The sequence below is a fragment of the Micromonospora sediminimaris genome, assembly GCF_016863575.1.
GTDB lineage: Bacteria > Actinomycetota > Actinomycetes > Mycobacteriales > Micromonosporaceae > Micromonospora > Micromonospora sediminimaris.
This window is the reverse complement of sequence record NZ_BOPD01000009.1, coordinates 45435-66304: the sequence shown is the minus strand read 5'-3', so window position 1 is coordinate 66304 and position 20870 is coordinate 45435. Positions and strand designations below refer to the sequence as shown.

16 protein-coding genes are annotated in these 20870 nt (G+C 71.5%); 12 read left to right on the top strand and 4 right to left on the bottom strand.

Going from position 1 to position 20870, the window contains the following annotated elements; all coding sequences use genetic code 11:
• Positions 1-216 precede the first annotated feature (216 nt).
• The 7 genes from Vse01_RS07355 (at position 217) to Vse01_RS07325 (ending at position 9111) form a co-directional block, all read left to right on the top strand.
• Positions 217-1281 carry a BMP family lipoprotein gene (locus Vse01_RS07355; RefSeq protein ID WP_093408172.1) on the top strand — a complete coding sequence of 355 codons (1065 nt, stop codon included), beginning with the start codon at positions 217-219 and terminating at the stop codon, positions 1279-1281.
• A gap of 161 nt (positions 1282-1442) precedes the next feature.
• On the top strand, positions 1443-3173 hold the full coding sequence (locus tag Vse01_RS07350; protein WP_307818564.1) for an ABC transporter ATP-binding protein: 1731 nt from the start codon (positions 1443-1445) through the stop codon (positions 3171-3173).
• 61 nt (positions 3174-3234) lie between these two features.
• The gene (locus Vse01_RS07345; RefSeq protein ID WP_093408165.1) at positions 3235-4560 is read left to right on the top strand and encodes an ABC transporter permease; all 1326 of its coding nucleotides are present in this window, start codon (positions 3235-3237) and stop codon (positions 4558-4560) included.
• A gap of 3 nt (positions 4561-4563) precedes the next feature.
• The gene (locus Vse01_RS07340; RefSeq protein ID WP_093408163.1) at positions 4564-5844 is read left to right on the top strand and encodes an ABC transporter permease; all 1281 of its coding nucleotides are present in this window, start codon (positions 4564-4566) and stop codon (positions 5842-5844) included.
• Between the two features lie 264 nt (positions 5845-6108).
• The gene (locus Vse01_RS07335; protein ID WP_093408160.1) at positions 6109-6813 is read left to right on the top strand and encodes a cytidine deaminase; all 705 of its coding nucleotides are present in this window, start codon (positions 6109-6111) and stop codon (positions 6811-6813) included.
• 230 nt (positions 6814-7043) lie between these two features.
• Positions 7044-8324 (top strand): thymidine phosphorylase, encoded by a 1281-nt coding sequence (locus Vse01_RS07330; protein WP_093408159.1) that lies wholly within the window; start codon positions 7044-7046, stop codon positions 8322-8324.
• A 106-nt stretch (positions 8325-8430) separates the two neighbouring features.
• On the top strand, positions 8431-9111 hold the full coding sequence (locus Vse01_RS07325; protein ID WP_093408157.1) for a DUF4272 domain-containing protein: 681 nt from the start codon (positions 8431-8433) through the stop codon (positions 9109-9111).
• Here the strand turns inward: Vse01_RS07325 and Vse01_RS07320 are convergent.
• Positions 9108-10037 (bottom strand): putative RNA methyltransferase, encoded by a 930-nt coding sequence (locus tag Vse01_RS07320; RefSeq protein ID WP_093408561.1) that lies wholly within the window; start codon positions 10035-10037, stop codon positions 9108-9110. The genes Vse01_RS07325 and Vse01_RS07320 overlap by 4 nt on opposite strands.
• A 144-nt stretch (positions 10038-10181) precedes the next feature.
• Between Vse01_RS07320 and Vse01_RS07315 the strand changes: the two genes are divergently transcribed.
• Positions 10182-11261, top strand: a complete 1080-nt coding sequence (locus Vse01_RS07315; RefSeq protein ID WP_093408154.1) for an adenosine deaminase — start codon at positions 10182-10184, stop codon at positions 11259-11261.
• An 18-nt stretch (positions 11262-11279) separates the two neighbouring features.
• Here the strand turns inward: Vse01_RS07315 and Vse01_RS29265 are convergent, their stop codons facing one another.
• Positions 11280-11651 (bottom strand): hypothetical protein, encoded by a 372-nt coding sequence (locus tag Vse01_RS29265; RefSeq protein WP_232511365.1) that lies wholly within the window; start codon positions 11649-11651, stop codon positions 11280-11282.
• 433 nt (positions 11652-12084) lie between these two features.
• Between Vse01_RS29265 and Vse01_RS07305 the strand changes: the two genes are divergently transcribed.
• The 4 genes from Vse01_RS07305 to Vse01_RS07290 all read left to right on the top strand — a co-directional run bounded on the left by Vse01_RS07305 (position 12085) and on the right by Vse01_RS07290 (position 17044).
• Positions 12085-15570, top strand: coding sequence for a sensor histidine kinase (locus Vse01_RS07305; protein WP_093408149.1), 3486 nt, complete (start codon positions 12085-12087; stop codon positions 15568-15570).
• Positions 15567-15971, top strand: coding sequence for a roadblock/LC7 domain-containing protein (locus Vse01_RS07300; protein ID WP_013731521.1), 405 nt, complete (start codon positions 15567-15569; stop codon positions 15969-15971). Before Vse01_RS07305 ends, Vse01_RS07300 begins: the two co-directional genes overlap by 4 nt.
• A 100-nt stretch (positions 15972-16071) precedes the next feature.
• Entirely contained in the window at positions 16072-16449 is a 378-nt protein-coding gene (locus Vse01_RS07295; protein WP_091634396.1) for a DUF742 domain-containing protein, read from the top strand.
• A gap of 1 nt (position 16450) precedes the next feature.
• Complete coding sequence (locus tag Vse01_RS07290) at positions 16451-17044, top strand: GTP-binding protein (RefSeq protein ID WP_091260490.1); 594 nt, start codon at positions 16451-16453, stop codon at positions 17042-17044.
• Between the two features lie 96 nt (positions 17045-17140).
• Here Vse01_RS07290 and Vse01_RS07285 read toward each other — a convergent pair whose 3' ends face one another.
• Together Vse01_RS07285 and Vse01_RS29920 are read right to left on the bottom strand one after the other, a co-directional pair.
• Positions 17141-18358: an ABC transporter substrate-binding protein gene (locus tag Vse01_RS07285; protein ID WP_093406171.1), complete on the bottom strand. Its 1218-nt coding sequence runs from the start codon at positions 18356-18358 to the stop codon at positions 17141-17143.
• 149 nt (positions 18359-18507) lie between these two features.
• Positions 18508-20853 carry a transposase gene (locus Vse01_RS29920; RefSeq protein WP_093406174.1) on the bottom strand — a complete coding sequence of 782 codons (2346 nt, stop codon included), beginning with the start codon at positions 20851-20853 and terminating at the stop codon, positions 18508-18510.
• Positions 20854-20870: the final 17 nt, after the last annotated feature.

The following is a 20870-nucleotide window of genomic DNA, read 5'->3' as shown; positions in this document are numbered from 1 at the left end:
CCGGCACCCTGAGTGATGTGCCCCACCCAAGCATTACGTAGGGGTAACAGGGCTCCAACAGTCCTGCACGATTGTCGGTCGGCAGGTGGGCGCGGGCGTACGCTCTGCTCCCGTAACGTGGGACGCCGGCGGCAAGGCGCAGGCCGGCTCAAGGGCTGCCACCGCGTACCCCGCGGTGTGCAATGGGAAGGAGACGTCTTGCGCTCGGTGCGTGGGATGCGGATCGCCTCGATCATCGCGGCGGGTGGGCTCGTGCTGAGCGCCGCCGCCTGTGGCGAGGCCCCGGATGAGGACAACAACGCCGGCTCCGGCGGCGAGGCGTACACCGCCTGTATGGTCACCGACGTCGGCGGCATCGACGACAAGTCGTTCAACGCCTCCGCCTGGAAGGGCCTGGAGGACGCCAAGGCGGAGAACGACAACATCGACATCAAGTACGTCGCTTCCAAGGCCGAGGCGGACTACGAGCCGAACCTCACCCAGTACGTCAACCAGGACTGCGACTTCATCCTGGCGGTTGGTGGCCTGATGGGCGACGCGACCAAGGCGATCGCCGAGGCGAACCCGGACCAGCAGTTCGGCATCGTCGACGCCGACCCGGGGGTGGCCAACGTCTACCCGATGCAGTTCGACACCGCCCAGGCTGCCTTCCTGGCCGGCTACGTCGCCGCCGGCATGAGCGAGAGCGGCAAGGTGGGCACCTACGGCGGTCTGAAGATCCCGCCGGTGACCATCTTCATGGACGGCTACGCCGACGGGGTCGCCTACTACAACGAGGCCAAGGGCAAGGACGTCCAGGTCCTCGGTTGGAACAAGGAGACCCAGAACGGCTCCTTCACCAACGACTTCGTCAAGCAGGACGAGGGCAAGAAGGTCAGCGACGCGTTGGTCGCCCAGGGCGCGGACATCATCATGCCGGTGGCCGGCGGCGCCGGCCTCGGCACCACCGGTGCGGCCCAGGCCTCCAACGGCAAGTACAACACCATCTGGGTGGACGTCGATGGCTGCGAGAGCACCCCGAACTGCCCGGCGATCATCACCACCGTGGTGAAGAACATCCCGGGCGCGGTCAAGGAGGCCGTGCTCAAGGCCGCCGGTGGCGAGCAGCTCCAGGCGGACCCGGGCTTCATCGGCACCCTGGCCAACGACGGCGTCTCGATCGCCCCGTACCACGACTTCGACAGCAAGGTCCCGGCCGAGCTGAAGGCCGAGGTCGACAAGCTGAAGGCGGACATCGCCGCCGGCACCGTCAAGGTCGAGTCGGCCGCCCAGCCGAAGTGACCCGTCGCCGGCCGTCCCCGGTGAGACGATCACCGAGGGCGGCCGGCGCGCAGAGCCACACCTGATCCGGCCGCTGCGGCACGGGGGAGACCCGCCGTGCCGCAGCGGCCGATCCGCGCCACCGGTCCGGCCGACGCCAGGCCCGCCCGCCAGCAGCTACGCTGCACCATCGCTTCGCACTCCAGGAGGTTGCGCTGAGACTCGAACTGCGCGGCATCACCAAGCGGTTCGGTGATCTGGTCGCCAACGACCACATCGACCTGACGGTGGAGCCTGGAGAGATCCACGCCCTGCTCGGCGAGAACGGCGCGGGCAAGTCGACCCTGATGAACGTGCTGTACGGGCTCTACCAGCCCGACGAGGGCGAGATCCTGGTCGACGGCAAGCCGCTGCGGCTGCGCGGCCCCTCCGACGCGATCGCGGCCGGCATCGGCATGGTGCACCAGCACTTCATGCTGGTGCCCGTCTTCACCGTCACCGAGAACATCATGCTCGGCGCCGAGCAGGTACGCGGCGGCATCGCCGGCTTCCTGGACCGGCGTCGCGCCCGGCGCGAGGTCGCCGAGGTGTCCGAGCGGTACAACCTGCGGGTCGACCCGGACGCGGTGATCGAGGACCTGCCGGTCGGCATCCAGCAGCGGGTGGAGATCGTCAAGGCGCTCACCCGGGACGTCGACCTGCTCATCCTGGACGAGCCCACCGCCGTGCTCACCCCGCAGGAGACCGAGGAACTGCTCACCGTGATGCGGTCGCTCAAGGCCGCCGGCAAGTCGATCGTCTTCATCACCCACAAGCTCGGCGAGGTCAAGGCGATCGCCGACCGGATCACGGTGATCCGACGCGGGAAGACTGTGGGTACGGCCTCGCCCGAGGCCAGCCGGGACGAGCTGGCTGCGCTGATGGTCGGCCGCACCGTCCGGCTCACCGTGGACAAGGCCCCGGCCACCCCGGGCGAGCCGGTCCTGGAACTCTCCGGCCTGGTGGTCGACGACGACCGTCAGGTGCGGGCGGTGGACGGCGTCGACCTGACCGTACGCGCGGGCGAGGTGCTCGGTGTCGCGGGTGTGCAGGGCAACGGACAGACCGAGCTGATCGAAGCGATCATGGGGCTGCGTCCGGTGCTCGCCGGCACCATCACCCTGAACGGGCAGCGCATCGACGGCTGGTCCACCAAGAAGGTACTCCGGGCGGGCGTCGGCTACGTGCCGGAGGACCGCAGCGTCGACGGCCTGGTCAAGGAGTTCACCGTCGCCGAGAACCTGGTGCTGGACATGTACGACCGGCCGCCCTTCGGCCGGGGACTGTCCCTGCGGCCGGACGAGATCAACAGGTCGGCGCGGGAACGGATCGAGCAGTTCGACGTGCGTACCTCGTCGGCCGATGCGCCGGTCGGCACTCTCTCCGGCGGCAACCAGCAGAAGGTGATCGTGGCTCGGGAACTGTCCCGGCCGCTGAAGCTGTTCATCGCCGCCCAGCCGACCCGGGGGGTGGACGTCGGCTCGATCGAGTTCATCCACAGCCGGGTCGTCCACGAGCGCGACGCCGGCACCGCCGTGCTGGTGGTCTCCAGCGAACTCGACGAGGTGATCGGGCTGGCCGACCGGATCGCGGTGATGTACCGCGGGCGGATCATCGGCGTGGTCGGCCCGGACACCCCCCGCGAGGAGATCGGCCTGCTGATGGCCGGCATCACCCCGGACGCGACGGGTGGTTCCCCGCAGGACGGGTCCGCGCCGACCGCGACCACCGACCCGGACGTGGTGGCCACCACCGACGCGGACGTCGTGTCCGACGCGGGTACCCCGGCAACCACCGACCGGGACGTCCCGGCCACCACCGACGGCGTGGTGTCGGCCGAGGGGCCAGGCAGCGAAGACGAGAAGGACCGATGAGCGAGCGAACCATCAGGCACGGCGGCCCTGCGGCGGCACGGAGCGGAGCGGAGTTGCCGGCATGAGTGACCCCAACGCCCAGCCGGGTTCCCCGGACAAGGAACCGGCGAGTGAGGACCAGGCCGCCCGGACCGCGGTCGGCAACACCGAACGCGCGGAGGCGGCCACCACCACCGGTGGGCCGGGACCCCGCCCCACGCTGGGGCGGCTCTTCCTGGAGAACCTGTGGGCCGCCAACACCTTCACGGTGACCCTGCTCTCGCTGGTGCTGGCGATGGTCGTCGGCGCCGTCCTGATGATCATCTCCGACCCGGAGGTGCTGGCCACCTACAGCTACATCACCGCCCGTCCCTCGGACGCGATAAACGCCAGTTGGACGCTTGTCAGTGAGGCGTACGCGAACCTGTTCAAGGGCTCGGTCTTCGACCCGGCCGCGAGCAGCTTCAACGCGGCGTTGAGCCCCATCTCGGAGACGCTCACCTACACCGCGCCGCTGGTCTTCACCGGTCTCTCGGTGGCGCTGGCCTTCCGCGGCGGCCTGTTCAACATCGGCGCTCAGGGGCAGGCGACGATGGGCGTCATCCTGGCCGCGCTGGCCGGCTTCCTGCTGCCGCTGCCGCCGGGCCTGCACCTGCTGGTCGCCGTCCTGGCCGGCGCGCTCGGCGGGGCCATCTGGGGCTTCATCCCGGGCATCCTCAAGGCACGGACCGGCGCCCACGAGGTGATCAACACGATCATGCTCAACTACATCGCGGTCTACTTCCTCACCTGGCTCATCGTCCAGAACGGGGTGCAGGACCCGAACCGTACCGATGCGATCAGCCGGCCGGTGGACGCCTCCGCGCAACTGCCGCGACTCTTCGGTGACGGGCTGCGGGCCCACGCCGGCATCATCCTGGCCGTGCTCGCCACCTGGGCGGTCGCCTGGCTGCTCAACCGCTCCACGCTCGGCTTCGAGCTGCGGGCGGTGGGCGCCAACCCGGACGCCGCCCGCACCGCCGGCATCAGCGTCACCCGGACGTACGTCTTGATCATGGTCTTCGCCGGGGCGCTGGCCGGACTCGGCGGCTCGCAGATGGTGCTCGGCACCACCGCCGCGGCCCTGACTCCCCTGGTGGTCGCCCAGATCGGCTTCGACGGCATCCTGGTCGCCCTACTCGGCCGGGTGAAACCGTGGGGGGTGGCGCTGGCCGCGCTGCTCTTCGGCGCGTTGCAGGCCGGCGGCAACCGGATGCAGTCGTACTCGGGGATCTCGCTGGAGTTGGTCACCGTGCTCCAGGCCCTGATCGTCATCTTCATCGCCGCGCCGGCACTGGTGAAGGCGATCTTCCAGCTCCGGGCCGCGCGGGCCGCCCGGTTGCAGACGAGCCTCGCGAAGGGCTGGTGAGGCATGTCCACCACGGCTGTTCCCGACGTCGCTGTCGCGTCGGTAAACGAAGGCTTCTGGACCCGTACCCGCAAGGTCGGCCTGGTGCTGGTGGCGCTGGGCCTGCTGGCCACCGTGCTGTTCGGCGCGCTCGCCACCGGCGAGCAGGCCCGCTTCACGCTCAGCGAGGATGCCGCCGGCGCCGCGTTGGAGATCAACGGCACCGTCGGTGCGATCGTCTTCGGCCTGATCGCGCTCGCGGCCGGCGGCTCGATGCTCGCCGGGCTGCCGAAGCGCTGGTTCGTACCGGTGCTCGCCGTCGGCCTGGTCGCCTTCGTGCTGTCGTTCCTGTGTTGGCAGGTCTCCGCCGCACCGACCGGCCAGAACTTCATGCCGCTTGTCAACATCGTGCGGGGCACCTTCCTGCTCGCCCTGCCGCTGATCTTCGGCTCGCTGGCCGGCGTGCTCTGCGAGCGCTCCGGCGTGGTGAACGTCGCCATCGAAGGGCAGCTGCTGATGGGTGCCTTCAGCGGCGCGCTGTTCGGCAGCATCTCCGGCAGCGTCTGGGTGGGACTCGTCGCCGCCGCCATCGGCGGCTCGCTCATCTCGCTGCTGTTGGCCGTGTTCAGCATTCGTTACCTGGTCGACCAGGTGGTCATGGGCATCGTGCTGAACCTGCTGGCGCTCGGCATCACCGGCTTCCTCTACGAGCGGCTGATGCAGACCGACGCCGCCCGATACAACAGCGCGCCGCGGTTCAGCAACTGGGAGATCCCGCTGCTGTCGGACATCCCACTGCTCGGGCCGGCGCTGTTCCGGGGCAACATCTTCCTCTACCTCGCCCTGCTCCTGGTGCTCGTGATCCACATCGCGCTGTTCCGGACCCGGTGGGGCCTGCGGACCCGGTCGGTCGGTGAGCACCCGACGGCGGCGGACACCCTGGGTGTGCGGGTGCTCGGCCTGCGCTACCGCAACGTGATCATGGCTGGTGCCGTCGCCGGCATCGGTGGCGCCTCCTACACGCTGGCGCTCTTCTCGTTCACCAAGAACATGATCGGTGGCAAGGGCTTCATCGCCCTGGCGGCACTGATCTTCGGCCGGTGGAGCCCGACCGGTGCGCTGCTCGCCGCGCTCTTCTTCGGCTTCGCCGACCAGTTGGCCACCTACCTCGGCGCGATCAACAGTGTGATCCCGGGACAGTTCCTGGCCATGCTGCCCTACCTGGCGACGATTCTGGCCGTGGCCGGGCTGGTCGGTCGGGTACGGGCACCGGCCGCCGACGGCAAGCCGTACATCAAGGGCTGACCGTGCTCTTATTCCCTCGACGAGGTCGTCAGGTGCCGCCGTCCAATATCCACGCAACTTCCCCGATACTGCTGCCTCGGCCGGAGCTGGCGCAGCAGTATCCCTGAATCTGTGCGGATCTTGGGAGCGTGATCGGGCTGGGCCTTTGCCTCCCGGGCGTCGCGGTTTTTGCCTTCCGGGCGTCGCGGTTCAGGAGGGTCGGTGCCGCTGCCGTGGGTGATGCCGCGTTAAAGCTGGTCAGCAGCCATGCGGCAGAATGTCGGGATGAGTGAGATCGACTGGGAGCGGCTGCGGGCCGCCGCCACCGAGGTGATGCGGCACGCGTACGTGCCGTACTCGAAATTTCCGGTCGGTGCCGCGGCGCTCGTCGACGACGGCCGGGTCGTGGTCGGCTGCAACGTCGAGAACGCGGCGTACGGCGTTGTGCTCTGCGCCGAGTGCGGGGTGGTCTCCTCACTGCACGCCACCGGCGGCGGTCGGATCGTCGCGCTGTCCTGCGTCGACGCCACCGGCGAACCGCTGATGCCGTGCGGGCGCTGCCGGCAGTTGCTCTGGGAGCAGGGCGGGCCGGAATGTCTCGTCGAGGCCAAGGGCGGCCCGCTGCGGATGGCCGAACTGCTGCCGCACGCCTTCGACGTGGCCGACATCGAGGCGGTCACCGGGGAGCGGCCGGTGCCGGTGGTGCCCGACCGGTTGGCCGCCTGGCGTGGCCGGGGCACCGTCTTCGTGCACCCGGACCTGTCGGACGGCCAGCAGGTCTGGACGGCCTACTGGGAGCGCTCGGCCGGTGACGACGCGGGTGCCGAGACCGGGGTGCTTGAGGAGGGGCCGAGCTGGGACGACCCGGCGGAGGCGATCGGCTGGGGGCTGGCGCGTACGCCCCGGGTGGTGGTGGTCGACGCGTCCGGCACGATCTTCTGGGCTGGTGAGGGCGAGCCGCCGTCGGAGATCCCGGTTCGCTGGGGTTGAGCTTGTCGTTGGTTGCGCTTGGGGCCGGGGCCGACAGTGCGACCGCGGTTGCGGTTGGGGCCGGGGGCCTGCCGTACCCGGCTCCGGGCGGTCAGGCTTGATCCCTCCGCCGGGCACGGCAGGCCCCCGGCCCGTCGTGTTCACCGGCCGTGCGACGGTCACGGCGCGCTTGCCCGGCGGTGGGCACGGTGCGCGAATCTTGCATTGCAGACGACTAGGAAGATCCTTTGATGAGTGGTTTTGCGGCGGTTGATGTGATTCGGGTCAAGCGGGACGGGGGGGTGTTGTCGGACGGGCAGATCGACTGGGTGGTGGACGCGTACACCCGGGGGGTGGTCGCCGACGAGCAGATGTCGGCGCTGGCCATGGCGATCCTGCTGAACGGGATGACCGGCCCGGAGATCGCCCGCTGGACGGCCGCGATGATCGCCAGTGGCGAACGGCTCGACCTGTCCTCGGTGACCCGGCCGACCGTCGACAAGCACTCGACCGGTGGGGTCGGTGACAAGATCACGCTGCCGCTCACCCCGCTGGTGGCCGCCTGCGGGGCGGCGGTTCCGCAGCTGTCCGGGCGCGGTCTCGGCCACACCGGCGGCACGCTGGACAAACTGGAGTCGATCCCGGGTTGGCGGGCGGCGCTGAGCAACGAGGAGTTCACCGCTCAACTGCGGGACGTCGGTGCGGTGATCTGCGCTGCCGGCTCCGGGCTCGCCCCGGCCGACCGCAAGCTCTACGCGCTGCGTGACGTCACCGGCACCGTCGAGGCCATTCCGCTGATCGCCAGCTCCATCATGAGCAAGAAGATCGCTGAGGGAACCGGCGCGCTGGTGCTGGACGTGAAGGTGGGCTCCGGCGCGTTCATGAAGTCGGTCGACGACGCCCGGGAGTTGGCCCGCACCATGGTGGAGCTGGGTGGCGCGCACGGGGTGAAGACCGTCGCCCTGCTCACCGACATGTCCACCCCGCTCGGTCGGGCGATCGGCAACGGCATCGAGGTGACCGAGTCGGTGGAGGTGCTCGCCGGCGGCGGGCCGGCCGACGTGGTGGAGCTGACCCTGGCGCTGGCCCGGGAGATGCTCGACGCGGCCGGGCTGCCCGATGCCGACCCCGCCGCCGCTCTGCGCGACGGGCGGGCGATGGACGTCTGGCGGTCGATGATCCAGGCACAGGGCGGGAACCCGGACGCTCCGATGCCCCGGGCACCCGAGGTCGAGGTGGTCCGCGCCGACACGGACGGTCACGTCGCGGCGGTCGACGCGTACGCCATGGGGGTGGCCGCGTGGCGGCTCGGCGCGGGTCGGGCGCGCAAGGAGGACCCGGTCAGCGTGCCGGCCGGCGTGCTGCTGCACAAGCGTCCCGGCGACCCGGTACGCGCCGGGGAACCCCTCTACGAGCTGCGGGCCGAACGGGCGGAGCTGATCCCGGCGGCGTTGGCGGAGGCCGCCCCGGCGGTGACCGTCGCCGCCCGGCCACCCGTCGCGGTGCCGCTCGTCATCGAGCGCGTCGAGTGACGAAACCCCGGTCCCGGCCATGGTGTCGGAGCGTGAGGGCCGCTATTCTCGCAGGCCAGGGGGGACCGTCGGCGCCGAGACATCGTGATCAGACAGGGATGTTGCCGTGATCGTGCCTGCCCCCGACCCCCGTGAGGTGCGTGAGGCGAGCCTGGACGAGCTGTCCCGGTTGCGGCTGCCGTTGCCCCCGCCGCAGTTTCCGCTGGTCTGGGAGCCGGGCGATGACATCGAGCTGCGGCCGACGGCGGAGATCGAGGCGCGGATCGCGGTGCTGCACCTGATCCTGGCCCGCTGTTTCGGCATGCCGCCCCAGGCCGCGATGAGCTGGCTGCTCGCCTCGCACCTGGTGGAGATGGTCACTCCGCCGGAGTTCCACTTCGTCACCGGGGCCAAGGGCGACCACCGCTCCTTCGTGCTGCACCATGACGCGCTGTTCTCGCTGGCCTGGGTGCTCGGCCTGACCAAGCAGCTGGATCCCACAATGCCGGCCGACGACCGGCTGGTGGAGCGGCTGCCGCACATCGCCGAGGGGGAGACCTTCCGGCAGTGGCGGTCCCGGATCCTGGCCGCGCCGCAGCATCCGGCGGACGCGGCTGCCCTGCTCGACCTGCACTACTGCCTGGACTGGTCGTACCTGGAGGTGAGCCGCGCCGGCCGGAGCCTGCCGGGGCTGGTGGACGCCAACGCGATAGGTCAGCGGCGGTGGGCGCTGGAGTGGGCGGTGATCCTGCGCGGGCCGTACCACGACGAGCCCCCGGGTTGGGAAGAGGTCGACCTCTCCACCTAGGCCGGGTCTCCGGGAGACGCGCCCTGAAGTCGGTACGTCCCGAGCCGCACCGCGACGGTCACCCGGACCGGCTCGCCGAGGGTTTCGACCCGGGCGGCCAGCCCCGCCGGATCGGTGTGCCAGGCGCTCGGGCCCATGCCGACCAGGGTGGCCACCTCCGGGCCGGAGAGCGTCAGCTCCTGCCGGTGCACGGTCGTCGACTCCTCGGTGAAGTGCCCGGTCAGACTGGCCGCCACCCGGTCCGCCTTGGCCGGGTCGACCCGCAGCAGGCCGAGTGCGGCGACCAGTTCGGTGAGGTGGTCGGCGGCCGGGGTCACCACCAGCAGCCGCCCGCCCGGGGCGAGCACCCGGCGGAACTCGGCGCCGTTCCGGGGTGCGAAGACGTTGAGCAGCAGCGCCGTCGAGGCGTCCGCCAGCGGTAATCGCTGCCAGGTGTCGGCCAGCGCGGCGGTGACCCGCGGGTGGGCGCGGGCGGCCCGACGGAGCGCCGGTTTGGAGATGTCCAGCGCGAGACCGACGGCCGCGGGCACGGCCGCCAGCACCGCGGCGAGGTGCCGGCCGGTACCCGCGCCCGCGTCCACCACCAGCGGGTGCGCGCCGGGGGCAGTCGGGTCGGCGGCGGCGAGGGCGGTGTCGGCGGCGAGGGCGGTGTCGGCGGCGAGGGCGGTGTCGGCGGCGTCCGCCAGGGCGGCGGAGATCACGTCGTAGTGACCGGCGGACAGGAAGTCCGCCCGGGCGCTGACCATCTCGGCGGTGTCACCGCTGTGCGGGGCGCGGCCGGTGAGCAGGTTGACGTAGCCCTGCCGGGCGATGTCGAAGCTGTGTCGGCGCGGGCACCGCAACGCCCGGGATCCACCGGTGACGACCTCGGCGAGCGGGTCCTGGCAGACGGGGCAACGCAGCCGCGCCACGACGCGGGAAGGCATCACGGCTGTCTCACGCGTCGAGTCTAGGGCGGGCATCGGAGCCATCCTGGCCTACGGAGGGCCTCGACACACGCCCTGCGCGGGCACTCGGCCGGACGCGCGGACTAGGGTCGGGAGCATGGGCTGTGAGCGGGGCGAGGGGCGATGAGCACGGATATCGGGTACGAGGACATCGTCAGGGCGCCGAAGGCGTTGTTGCACGATCACCTGGACGGCGGCCTGCGCCCCGCGACGATCGTCGACCTGGCCGCGGAAATCGGTCATGAACTGCCCACCACCGACCCGGCGGAGCTGGGGCGCTGGTTCGTGGCGGCGGCCGACTCCGGCTCCCTGGAGCGCTACCTGGAGACCTTCGCGCACACCGTCGCCGTGATGCAGACCGCCTCCGCGCTGCGCCGGGTGGCCCGGGAGTGTGCCCTCGACCTGGCCGCCGACGGGGTGGTCTACGCCGAGGTCCGGTTCGCTCCGGAGCAGCACCTGGAGCAGGACCTGACCCTCGACGAGGTGGTCGAGGCGGTGCTGGCCGGTTTCGTGGAGGGCAGCACGCTCGCGGCCGAGGCCGGTACGCCGATCCGGGTGGGCACGCTGCTCACCGCGATGCGGCACGCGGCTCGTTCGCAGGAGATCGCCGAGTTGGCCGTACGGCACCGCGACCACGGCGTGGTGGGCTTCGACATCGCCGGTGCGGAGGCGGGTTTTCCACCCACCCGGCACCTGGACGCCTTCGAATACCTCCAGCGGGAGAACTTCCACTTCACCATTCACGCCGGCGAGGCGTTCGGGCTGCCCTCCATCTGGCAGGCGATCCAGTGGTGCGGCGCCGACCGCCTCGGCCACGGAGTCCGCATCGTCGACGACATCACCCCCGGCCCGCAGGCCCAGCTCGGCCGGTTGGCCGCGTACGTGCGGGACAAGCGGATCCCGCTGGAACTGTGCCCGTCGTCGAACGTGCAGACCGGTGCCGCCGCGTCCATCGCGGAGCATCCGATCGGGCTGCTGCGGGATCTGCGTTTCCGGGTGACCGTCAACACCGACAACCGGTTGATGAGCGGCACCTCGATGTCCCGGGAGATGGCGTTGCTGGTCGACGCGTTCGGCTACGGCTGGCGCGAGCTTCAGTGGTTCACGATCAATGCGATGAAGTCCGCCTTCATCCCCTTCGACGAGCGGCTACGGATCATCGACGAGGTGATCAAACCGGCGTACGCGAAGCTGCTCGGCTGACCGACGTCCGGTCGGCGGTCAGCCGATCTGCGGCGGGTGGCCGGCGGCGAGCAGACCGGCCACCCGGCGTAGCACGTCCCGGCCACGGGCGGCCTCCGCACCGAGACCGGTCTGCCGACGCAGCACGGCCGGTTCCGCGCGCAGCAGCGCCAGGCCGCGCAGCAGCAGGACCCGTGGGCCCTTGCGCTGCTCGGCGAGATCCCGGGCGAGCCGACGGAGGAAGGTCGCGCTGCGCGGCCGGCGCAGGGCGTACGCCCCGGCGAGGAGCCCGCGTCGCCGGCACTCCCCGACGATCTCGGCGGCGAAGATCCCTTCGGCTACGAAAAGTGGCGAACTGGCCAGCTCGAAGCGCCGAGTGGCTACCCGGCGATCCTCATTGATGGCGTACACCGGCACGTCCGCCCGGCCGTGTCGGACCAATTGGTCAATAACCTCCACCGCTGCCTCGGCGTCCCACGAATCGGGCGACTCCCAATCGATCTGACCGTTCCGTATCGGTAACGTTGGGTCATCGCCGTCCTTGTAGAAATCGTCCAAACAGAGCACTGGCAGCCCGGATTGCTGCGCTATATACGACTTTCCGGAGCCGGAGGGGCCGGCGAGGAGGACGACTCGGTGCGGGTTGCTCATTACTTCAAGTAACTCCGAACAGACGGACCGCGATCAAATTGCATCAACATCTCATCACACCTCCGGCTGCGGCCAACCTGGGCTTTCTCTTTCCGTGGCGGCGTGATGGAATCTCGGATGGTCCGACCCGCCGGGTCGGCTGCTGGGCGTTGTCCGGGGGCAACGCGGACGCTGCAATCACGAGGGCGGTGACGTGAGCAAACGGCCGAAGACGGCAGGTTCTCTCCTGTCGCGTCTACGCCGGCCGGCAGGTCGGCTCCGCGACATGCCGATCTGGTCCAAGCTCGGTCTCATCATGATCGTGCCGACCATCGCCACGGTCGTCGTGGGTACCAGCGGTCTGGTCGACCACCTGGACGCGCTCAACGACGCCAACCGGGCCGGCGACCTCGCCGAACTCATCAGTCACTCCGGTGACCTGGTGGACGGCTTGCAGGACGAGCGGACCGCGGCGGTGCTGCTGCTGGGCCTGGACCCGGAGAAGGCCACCGCGGCGCAGAAGGAGGCGGCGGCCACCCGCTACAACGACGTCTCGTCGCGGGTCGACCAGGAGAAGGCCCCCTACTCGCAGCAGCGGTCCGACCTCAGCGATCTGCCCGTCAGCCTGAACGGGCTGCTCGAACAGATCGACGAGGGTCTCGGTGACCTGCCCGGCGCCCGCAGCCAGGTGTTGAACGGCAAGTTCCGGATCACCGACGCGATCCAGTCCTACGACGAGCTGATCAATCAGCTGCTCACCGTTCGCGACTCGGCCAGCCAGCTGGCCGGTGACAACGACCTGAGCGACCGGATGCGGGCCGCCGCCGCGGTGGCCCGGGAGAAGGAGTGGCTCTCCGTCCGCCGGGTGGTCGTGCACCGGGCGCTGATCCTGGGCGGCATGAGCTCGACCCTGCGGACCGACTACATCTCCAGCGAGACCGGTCAGCAGCAGGCGCAGCAGAGCTTCGACGCGGTGGCCACCGAGGCGGAGGCCGAGTTCCACGCCCAGACCATCGGCGGCGGTGACCGCCGGCAGGCAACGATCTACATCAGCCAGGTCAACGCCGACAACTCGCAGAACCTCGCCGGCATCTCGTTCACCCCTGAGCAGTGGGACGCCGCGCTTGTCGCCAACGGCCAACTGATCCGCTCGGTCGAGTCGAAGTTCGACTCCGACGTGGTGGAGCAGGCCGGCGAGCTGCGCTCCGAGGTGCAGCGCACGGTGTTCCTGGAGACCGGCCTGCTGCTCACGATGCTGCTGCTGGCCATCTTCCTGGCGTTCCTGGTGGCCCGCTCGATGGCCCGCTCGCTGCGTGAGCTGCGTCAGGGTGCGCTCTCCATCGCCCAGTACGGGCTGCCCCAGGCAGTGGCCCGACTGCGCGACCCGCAGGTCACCGGACAGCTCTCGCCGGTGCAGCTGGCCAACCAGATCGCCGAGCCGCTGCCGGTACGCAGCAAGGACGAGTTCGGCCAGGTGACCGAGGCGTTCAACGCGGTCCACCTGGAGGCGGTCCGTACCGCGGCCGAGCAGGCCGCGCTGCGGTCGTCGGTCGCGACGATGTTCGTCAACCTGGCTCGCCGGTCGCAGATCCTGGTCGACCGGCTGATCGGCCACCTCGACCGGCTGGAACGCGGTGAGGAGGACCCGGACCGGCTGGCGGAGCTGTTCCAGCTGGACCACCTCGCCACCCGGATGCGCCGCAACGACGAGAACCTGCTGGTCCTCGCCGGTGCCGACTCGACCCGCGTGCAGCGCGAGCCGGCCGCACTGATCGACGTGCTGCGGGCCGCCCAGTCCGAGGTCGAGCACTACACCCGGATCGAGTTCGGGGTGATCGACCGGGACATCGAGGTCGCCGCGCACGCGGTCAACGATCTCGTCCACCTCGTCGCCGAGCTGTTCGACAACGCGACAGCCTTCTCGCCACCGGACTCTCAGGTGCTGGTGGAGGCTCGCCGGGTCGGCGACCGTGCCTCGCTGTACGTCGAGGACCGGGGTATCGGCATCAGCGGCGAGCAGCTGGCCGAGCTGAACGAGCGACTGGCCACGCCGCCGCAGGTGGACGTCGCCGTCTCCCGGATGATGGGCCTGGTCGTGGTCGCCCGCCTGGCCTCCCGGCACGGCGTGAAGGTCGAGCTGCGGCCCGGCGGCGACCGGGGCACCGTCGCCGAGGTCACGCTGCCGCCCACCGTGCTGGTGCCTCGGGCACTGTCCGGCCGGGGGCAGCAGCCTCCCGCACTGCCGGCCGCGGCCGGCCCGTCGTCCGGGCCGACTCCGGCGTTCGGCGCGCTGGCCGCGCTCGGCAACGGCGCTCACCCACCGGCCCCGCCCGCCGCGCGTACCCCGGGCAGCTCGGGCAACCAGGTGACCCTCGGCGGTCGGCCCTTCGACCCGGCCAGCCGTAACGGCTCCGGTACGCCGACCACCGTGGGTAGCGGCGGCAACCTGCCCGCCTGGTCGGATCTGACCGGTGCCAGCGGCGCCAGCAACGGCAACGGCAACGGCTTCGCGCCGCTCACCTCGAACGGTCACCCGATCGATCCGCTGCCGCAGCGCCGGTCCACCGACGAGCCGAGCGGTCAGCCACCGGCCATCCCGCGTCAGCTGCCGAGCAGCCCGGAGACCGGTTCCTACGCTCCGCCGGCGGTGTCGGCGCCGCCGGTGCCCCCGGTGTCGTCGCCCCCCGTCTCCGGCACGCCGTACTCGGCCCCGCCGGTCTCGGCGGCCCCGGTCTCCGGTCACCCCGTGTCGGCTTCGCCCGTCTCCGGCTCACCCGTCTCGACTCCGCCCGGTGGTCCGCTGCCGCAGCGGCCCGTCTCGGCGGCGCCCAGCGCGGGTGCGCCCTCGGCACCCCCGGCCTGGCCGCCGGTCGCCGGAGAGCCGGCCGCACCGCCCGTGCCCGAGCGGCTGGCCGCCGCCCTGGACATGACCACCGAACTGCCCCGGGTGCAGCGTCAGACCCCGGCAGCCCGGCCCGCTCCCGCGCAGCACCAGCCGACCGCACCCACGCCGCCGCAGGCCCAGAACCGGCAGCGGTACGCCGACGAGACGATGGAACTGCCGATCTTCCGGGAGCTGGAGTCGGCGTGGTTCCGCACCCGCCGGCCGGGTCCGGAGGAGTCGGCCGGCGCGCGTCAGTCCGCCACGGCCGCCGCGACGACCCAGCAGCTCTCCACGGTCGACGTCGTCAATCGGCCGGCCCAGCAGCAGACCCAGACCGGGACGACAGGTAACGCACCGATGGCACCAAAGACTCCGACGGGGGCGGGCGCTTCCGGCGGGAACGGCGCGCCAGCGAGTGGCGGGCCCCGGCCCGGCGCTGCCGACAGCGCGCCCTCGCACCGCCCGACACCTCAGGAGAACATGTGGCGGACCGCGGCCGACGACGGTTGGCGCGCGGCAAGTGCCGCCAGCCAGGCGCCGGCGGCCGGCACCACCGAGACCGGGCTGCCGAAGCGTACGCCGATGGCACAGCTCGTGCCGGGGGCGGTGGAGAAGCCCACCACCTCGGTGCAGCGTCGTAACCCGGAATCGGTACGCGGTCTGCTGTCCGCCTACCACCGGGGTGTCCAACGGGGACGTAGTCACCCCTCGGACAGCAACCCGACCGGCCCGGACGGAACTCCGGGCGGGCAGCAATCCTCGCAGTCTGGCTCTGGCCCGGTGGCCGGGAGCGGGCAGAAGGAGCAAGAAGGATGACTAGTACGCAGGATCTCGGTTGGCTGCTGGCCAACTTCGCCGATCGGGTACCCGGTGTCGCGCATGCGGTCGCCGTCTCCGCGGACGGCCTGCTCCTGGCGTCGTCCCGAGACCTCCCCCGGGACCGGGCGGACCAGCTGGCGGCGATCGCCTCCGGCCTGGTCAGCCTGACCCAGGGCGCGGCCCGTTGCTTCGAGGGAGGCGCCGTGCTGCAGACGGTGGTCGAGATGGACAATGGCTTCCTGTTCCTGATGTCGATTTCCGACGGCTCGTCGTTCGCGGTGCTCGCCGCGCGTAGTTGCGACGTGGGACAGGTCGGTTACGAAATGGCCCTGCTCGTTGACCGGGTGGGCGACGCCCTGACCCCGCAGCCGCGTACGGCTGTGGGGATGATGGGCTGATCGTCGCGCCGGCCGGTGGGGGCAGGCGGGGCGACAACATTGCATACGACGGGTAGCACCGGTCCAACCGGTGCCGGGTACGAAGGAGGTGAGCGGCAACATGGCTGATCGTGACGAGCCGACCGGCGCGCTGGTCCGTCCATACGCCGTGACCCGCGGTCGTACCCGTCCCCGCCTCGACATCGCCCTGGAGGCGCTTGTCGAGACGACGGTGCGCGGTCGGGCCGCTGCCACTGGCAATGGTGGCCAAGGCCGTGAGCACCAGTACATCGCCGCGCTGTGTGACGGACGCGTGCAGTCGCTCGCGGAGATCGCGGCGCGGATGCAGCTTCCGCTCGGCGTGGCCCGGGTGCTCATCGCCGACATGGCGACGGACGGCCTGGTCGCGGTCCACGAGCCGACCATCCTGGACGACTCGGACGACGCGGTGGGCACTGAATTGCTGGAGAGGGTGCTGAGTGGACTTCGCAGGCTCTGACATGTCGCACCGGCCGCCGGCCCCGAGCGGGCGCGTGACGTCGGCGAAGATCGTTATCGCCGGTGGATTCGGCGTCGGCAAGACGACGCTGGTCGGCTCGGTCTCGGAGATCACGCCGCTGACCACCGAGGCCATCATGACCTCCGCCGGAGTCGGCGTCGACGACACCCGGCAGGTGCCGGGCAAGACGACGACCACGGTGGCCATGGACTTCGGCCGCATCTCGATCGATCGAGACCTGATCCTGTACCTGTTCGGTACGCCGGGTCAGACCCGTTTCTGGTTCATGTGGGATGAGCTGGTGCGGGGAGCGATCGGCGCGGTCGTGCTGGTGGACACCCGCCGGCTGGCCGACTGCTTCGCGGCGATCGATTTCTTCGAGCACCGGCGGCTGCCGTACCTGGTGGCCATCAACTGCTTCGACGGGATGCAGTACCACGATCCGCAGGACGTCCGGGATGCGCTCGCCATCTCCAGCGACGTGCCGGTGGTGGCCTGCGACGCCCGGAACCGGGAGTCGACGAAGCACGTACTGATCTCGCTTGTCGAGTACGTGCTCACGATGCGTCGCTCCCGGGCCGTCGCGCCCGCCTGATGTTCGGCACCAGCGTCCGGTGACGGCCACCGCCGACACCGGGCGCTGGTTGGTGCCCCGGTGACGTGGGTAGGTGCCCCAGGGCACCCACCGTCGTCAGCTGAGCCGGTTCCAGGCACCGCCGTCGACGCGGTACACCCCGAGGGAGTGGCGGTCCATGCCACTGTGCCGGATCGGCGTGAACGAGTACATCCCGGCCAGGCCATCGGTGACCTGGTTCTGCAGGTACGCCCGTAGTCGACCACGGTCCACGCTGTCGGCCAACCGGGCCGCCGTGCTGATGAGCAGCAGCGCGTCGGAGGCGTACGGGGCGAAGCCACGGTAGGCGCCGTGCGCGCGGATGTACGCCGAGACGAGGTCGCGGTAGGCGCGTCCGGCGGCGCTGCTGTTGGCGATGGTGGAGCCGCCCAGCGAGGACGGATGGACCGCGTAGGAACCCTCGACGGCGGGCAGATTGGGACGGTCAAGGGTCTCCTCGGCCACCGCCCCGGCGTCGAAGAACAACTCGCCGTCATGTCCGGCCGCGCGTAGTGCCCGTGCGGCGGCACCGGAATGGGGTGCGGTGGCCCAGACCACCACACCGTCCGCGCCGGCCGCGACGGCCTGTTCGGCGGCGCGGGCCATGCCGGCCCTGCCGGCCGGCAGCCGCACGGTGCTGGCCAGACCGACCTCTGCGGTGCGCAGCGCGCCCCGCATGGCCCGGACACCCGAGTCGCCGTGCAGCCCGTCCTCGGCCAGCACCACGACCCGGCGTAGCCCTTCGGAGCTGATCAGCTGGGCGAGCCGCCGTGCCACGTCGCCCGCGTCCGGGGTGACCTTGTAGACGTAGGCCCGCTGGGCCAGCGGCACGGCGATGGAGTCGCCGAACGCCAACGACACGAACGGCAGCCGGAGCTTCTGCGCCACCCCGATGACCGACATGGAGGTCTCCGCCAGGGTGGCACCGAGCAGGGCGTGCACGTCGTTCCGGCGGCCCAGCTCGGTCGCCTGCCGGGCGGCCAGTCGGGGATCGCTGCGGTTGTCCAGCACCTCGACGCGTACCCGCCGGCGGAGGTTGCCGACCGCCACGCCCTTTTCGTTGAGAGCCGCCGCACTGATTGCCAGCGCCCGTTGTTGGAGCACGCCCAGCGCCGCACCGGGGCCGCTCAGCTCCAGCGTGGCGCCGATGACCAACTCATGACCGGGGGTGGGCCGGGCGACGGCGTCCTCCCGTCCGCCGTCGCGCCCGCAGGCGCTCAGCAGCAGGGTGCTCGCCGCCGCAGCCAGTACGCCGCGTCGAGTGACCACGGATGGGCCGGTTACCGGTGTCGCCATGAGTCGCCTTCCCGCCCGGCGAACTGCCGCCGGATGTTCCGCGGGTATGCTCCCGGCCCTGCCGACCCGGCGTCAAATTATCCGGGTGTGGGCAGAAACACGCAGGTGAACGGCCTTGAAGAGGTCAATCGGCAGCACTGCGGCGCGGGTCAGGAGCGGTAGCCGGCGGAGCGGTACTCGTACTCCCGATCGTCGTCGCGGTCACCTGTGTCGCGGCTGAAGTCCCAGCCGCCAGCCGATTCCCGCCCGGGACGCCCGCCGACCGCGAACCCGCCGATCTCCTGCCCCCGACGCCAGCCACGGAAGTATCCGGTGGTGTTCTCGGCCAGGCTGGCGGCGTCACGCACTATCCGCAGCGGGCGCTCCTCCCGTAGCGGCGAACCGGGCACCAGGTTGGCCTGCGGTACGCGCTTGGGCAGCCCCGCGTTCGTCTCGGCACCCACTGCGGGACGGGCCGCCTGCTCGGCGGCCTGCCATCCGGTGTCGGCCGTGGTCGACCAGTCCAGGTCGGCCTCTTCGCCGTGCCCCACGAACCAGGCGGAACGGGCCTGCGCGAAGATCAGCAGATCGCCGTCGCCCTCGTCGGAGACCGGCGGCGGCCGGTGCTCGACCGGCGGTTCCGCCGCACGGCGGGCCGGTAGCTCCAGTCGCTCGTCCCCCCGGTTGCCGCGTTCGGTGCCGCTGCGGTCGACGAGCCGTAGCGGCGGCGTCTCCGGTGACGGCTGAGTACCGTTGCGCAACGCCCGGTCGGCCAGTGGCGGCGGCTCGACCAGCCGCAGCACGGGCGGTTCCGGCGGCAGATCGTCGGCGAGCCACGGCGGGGTGACCCGGCGCTCTGCACCCTGGTCGGTGGGAGGCTCGGGAGCACCGCGCCGGCCACGGTCGTCGTACGATCCGACGACCGGATTGCGGGGTGAGGTGTCGGCCGGGTTTTCCGGATTGTTGACCAGGGGCCAGTTCGAGCGGGATCCCGGGGGAGCGGTCTTCTCCTGCTCCGGGCGGGGTGCGGGCACCGGGACACTGAGGTCGGTGGCGCTGAATCCGCCGGTCGGCGGCGGTGGCTCGCCGTTCGTTTTCGGCCGGGGCGGGATGACGGTGCGCTGGCGCTCGGCGCGGGCGTTGTTGATCGCCGCCGTGGTGAGGGTCGGTCGGAACGGCTCGCCCGCTTCGGCGGGCGGGATCGAGCCGCGCTGCGTCGGTGCGATCGGCGTGATGCCGGGCGGCGGCGGTGGCGGCGCGGAGATCGGCCGGTTGGTCGGGCCGTCCACCCGGGACGGGTGCGACTCGGCCCGCGACGGCGAGGCGGGCGGCCCGGCCACAGCGGCCGGCGTCACCGGCGCGGGCGCGACCGGTGGGGGAGTCATCGGCGGGGGTGCCACCGGCGGGGGGCCGAGTGGACGCGGAGCGGCCGGCTGGGCATTGCCCGGCACCGGCTCCGGCCGACTGCGACGGCCACCGGCCGGCTCGGGGCCGCCGGGGCGCACCGACCGCAGGCCGGTCTGGGGGCCGGGAGTGCTCGCCGACAGTTCGCCGACCTGTTCGCCGCGTCGCGCGGCGGCTCGCCGGCCGGACGCCGCCGTTGGTCCGGCGGTACGGGCGCGCAGCGCACCGACGAGCGCCTCGCAGCCGGCGTCGCAGGCGCGGACCGAGGCGACCGCCTGTCGGATGGTCTCCGCGGCGGCTGAGGTGAGGGCCCGGTTGACGGTGGCCCGCCGTGGGGTCTCGGAAATGGCGACGCGTAGCGCGGTGACCGCCTCGTCGATCGCCTCCGCGTCGCCTGCCCCGTCGGCGGTGAGTTGAGCGGTGACGGCGTCCGCGGTGACCGCGGCGTCGCGGCCCCGGCCGGCCGCGTCGGTAAGCATGCCCGGCTCGGGCAGCGCGTCCAGTACGGCAAGCGGGATCGACTCGGCCGGGTCGGGGTAGGCGCGCAACGCGGCCGGGTAGAGCTCGCGGAGCACCTCGCGCAGCGCGACCGCGGCGGAGTGCCGACCGCTGGCCAGCGCGGCGTGTGCGGCGAGGACCTGCTTGTACCCGGCGAGTTCACGGGGAGCCGGCAGGGTCACCGCCGACAGTGCGCCGGCCTGCAACGCCCGGGCGAGACCGACGGCGCGCCGGACGGCCGGCGGCGATTGCATCTCCTCCAGCGAGTCGTCGTCGGCGAACCGTTCGGCGAAGTCGTCGACCGAGTCGTCGTCGGCGATCGCCAGCGGGCGACCGGCGGCGCTGAGCAGAGAGGTGATGGTGTGGTCGTCGCTGTCGGCGGCTATCGCCGCTCCGCTCGGCCCGCCCGAGCGTTCCACGAGCAGCGTGACCAGCCGGGCGTAGCCCGTCGGGTCGTCGCCGATCTCGCAGACATGCAGCAGACGGCCTGCGTCGTCGACCACAGCGGACGTCAGCGCCGATCCGGTCGAGACCGGTCGGTCGGCCGGGTCCGCCGAGGTCAGACCGCAGTACACGCGCACGAGCGCCACGGCGTCGTCCTCCTCCCGGGACACAGGGCTTTCTCTGCCAG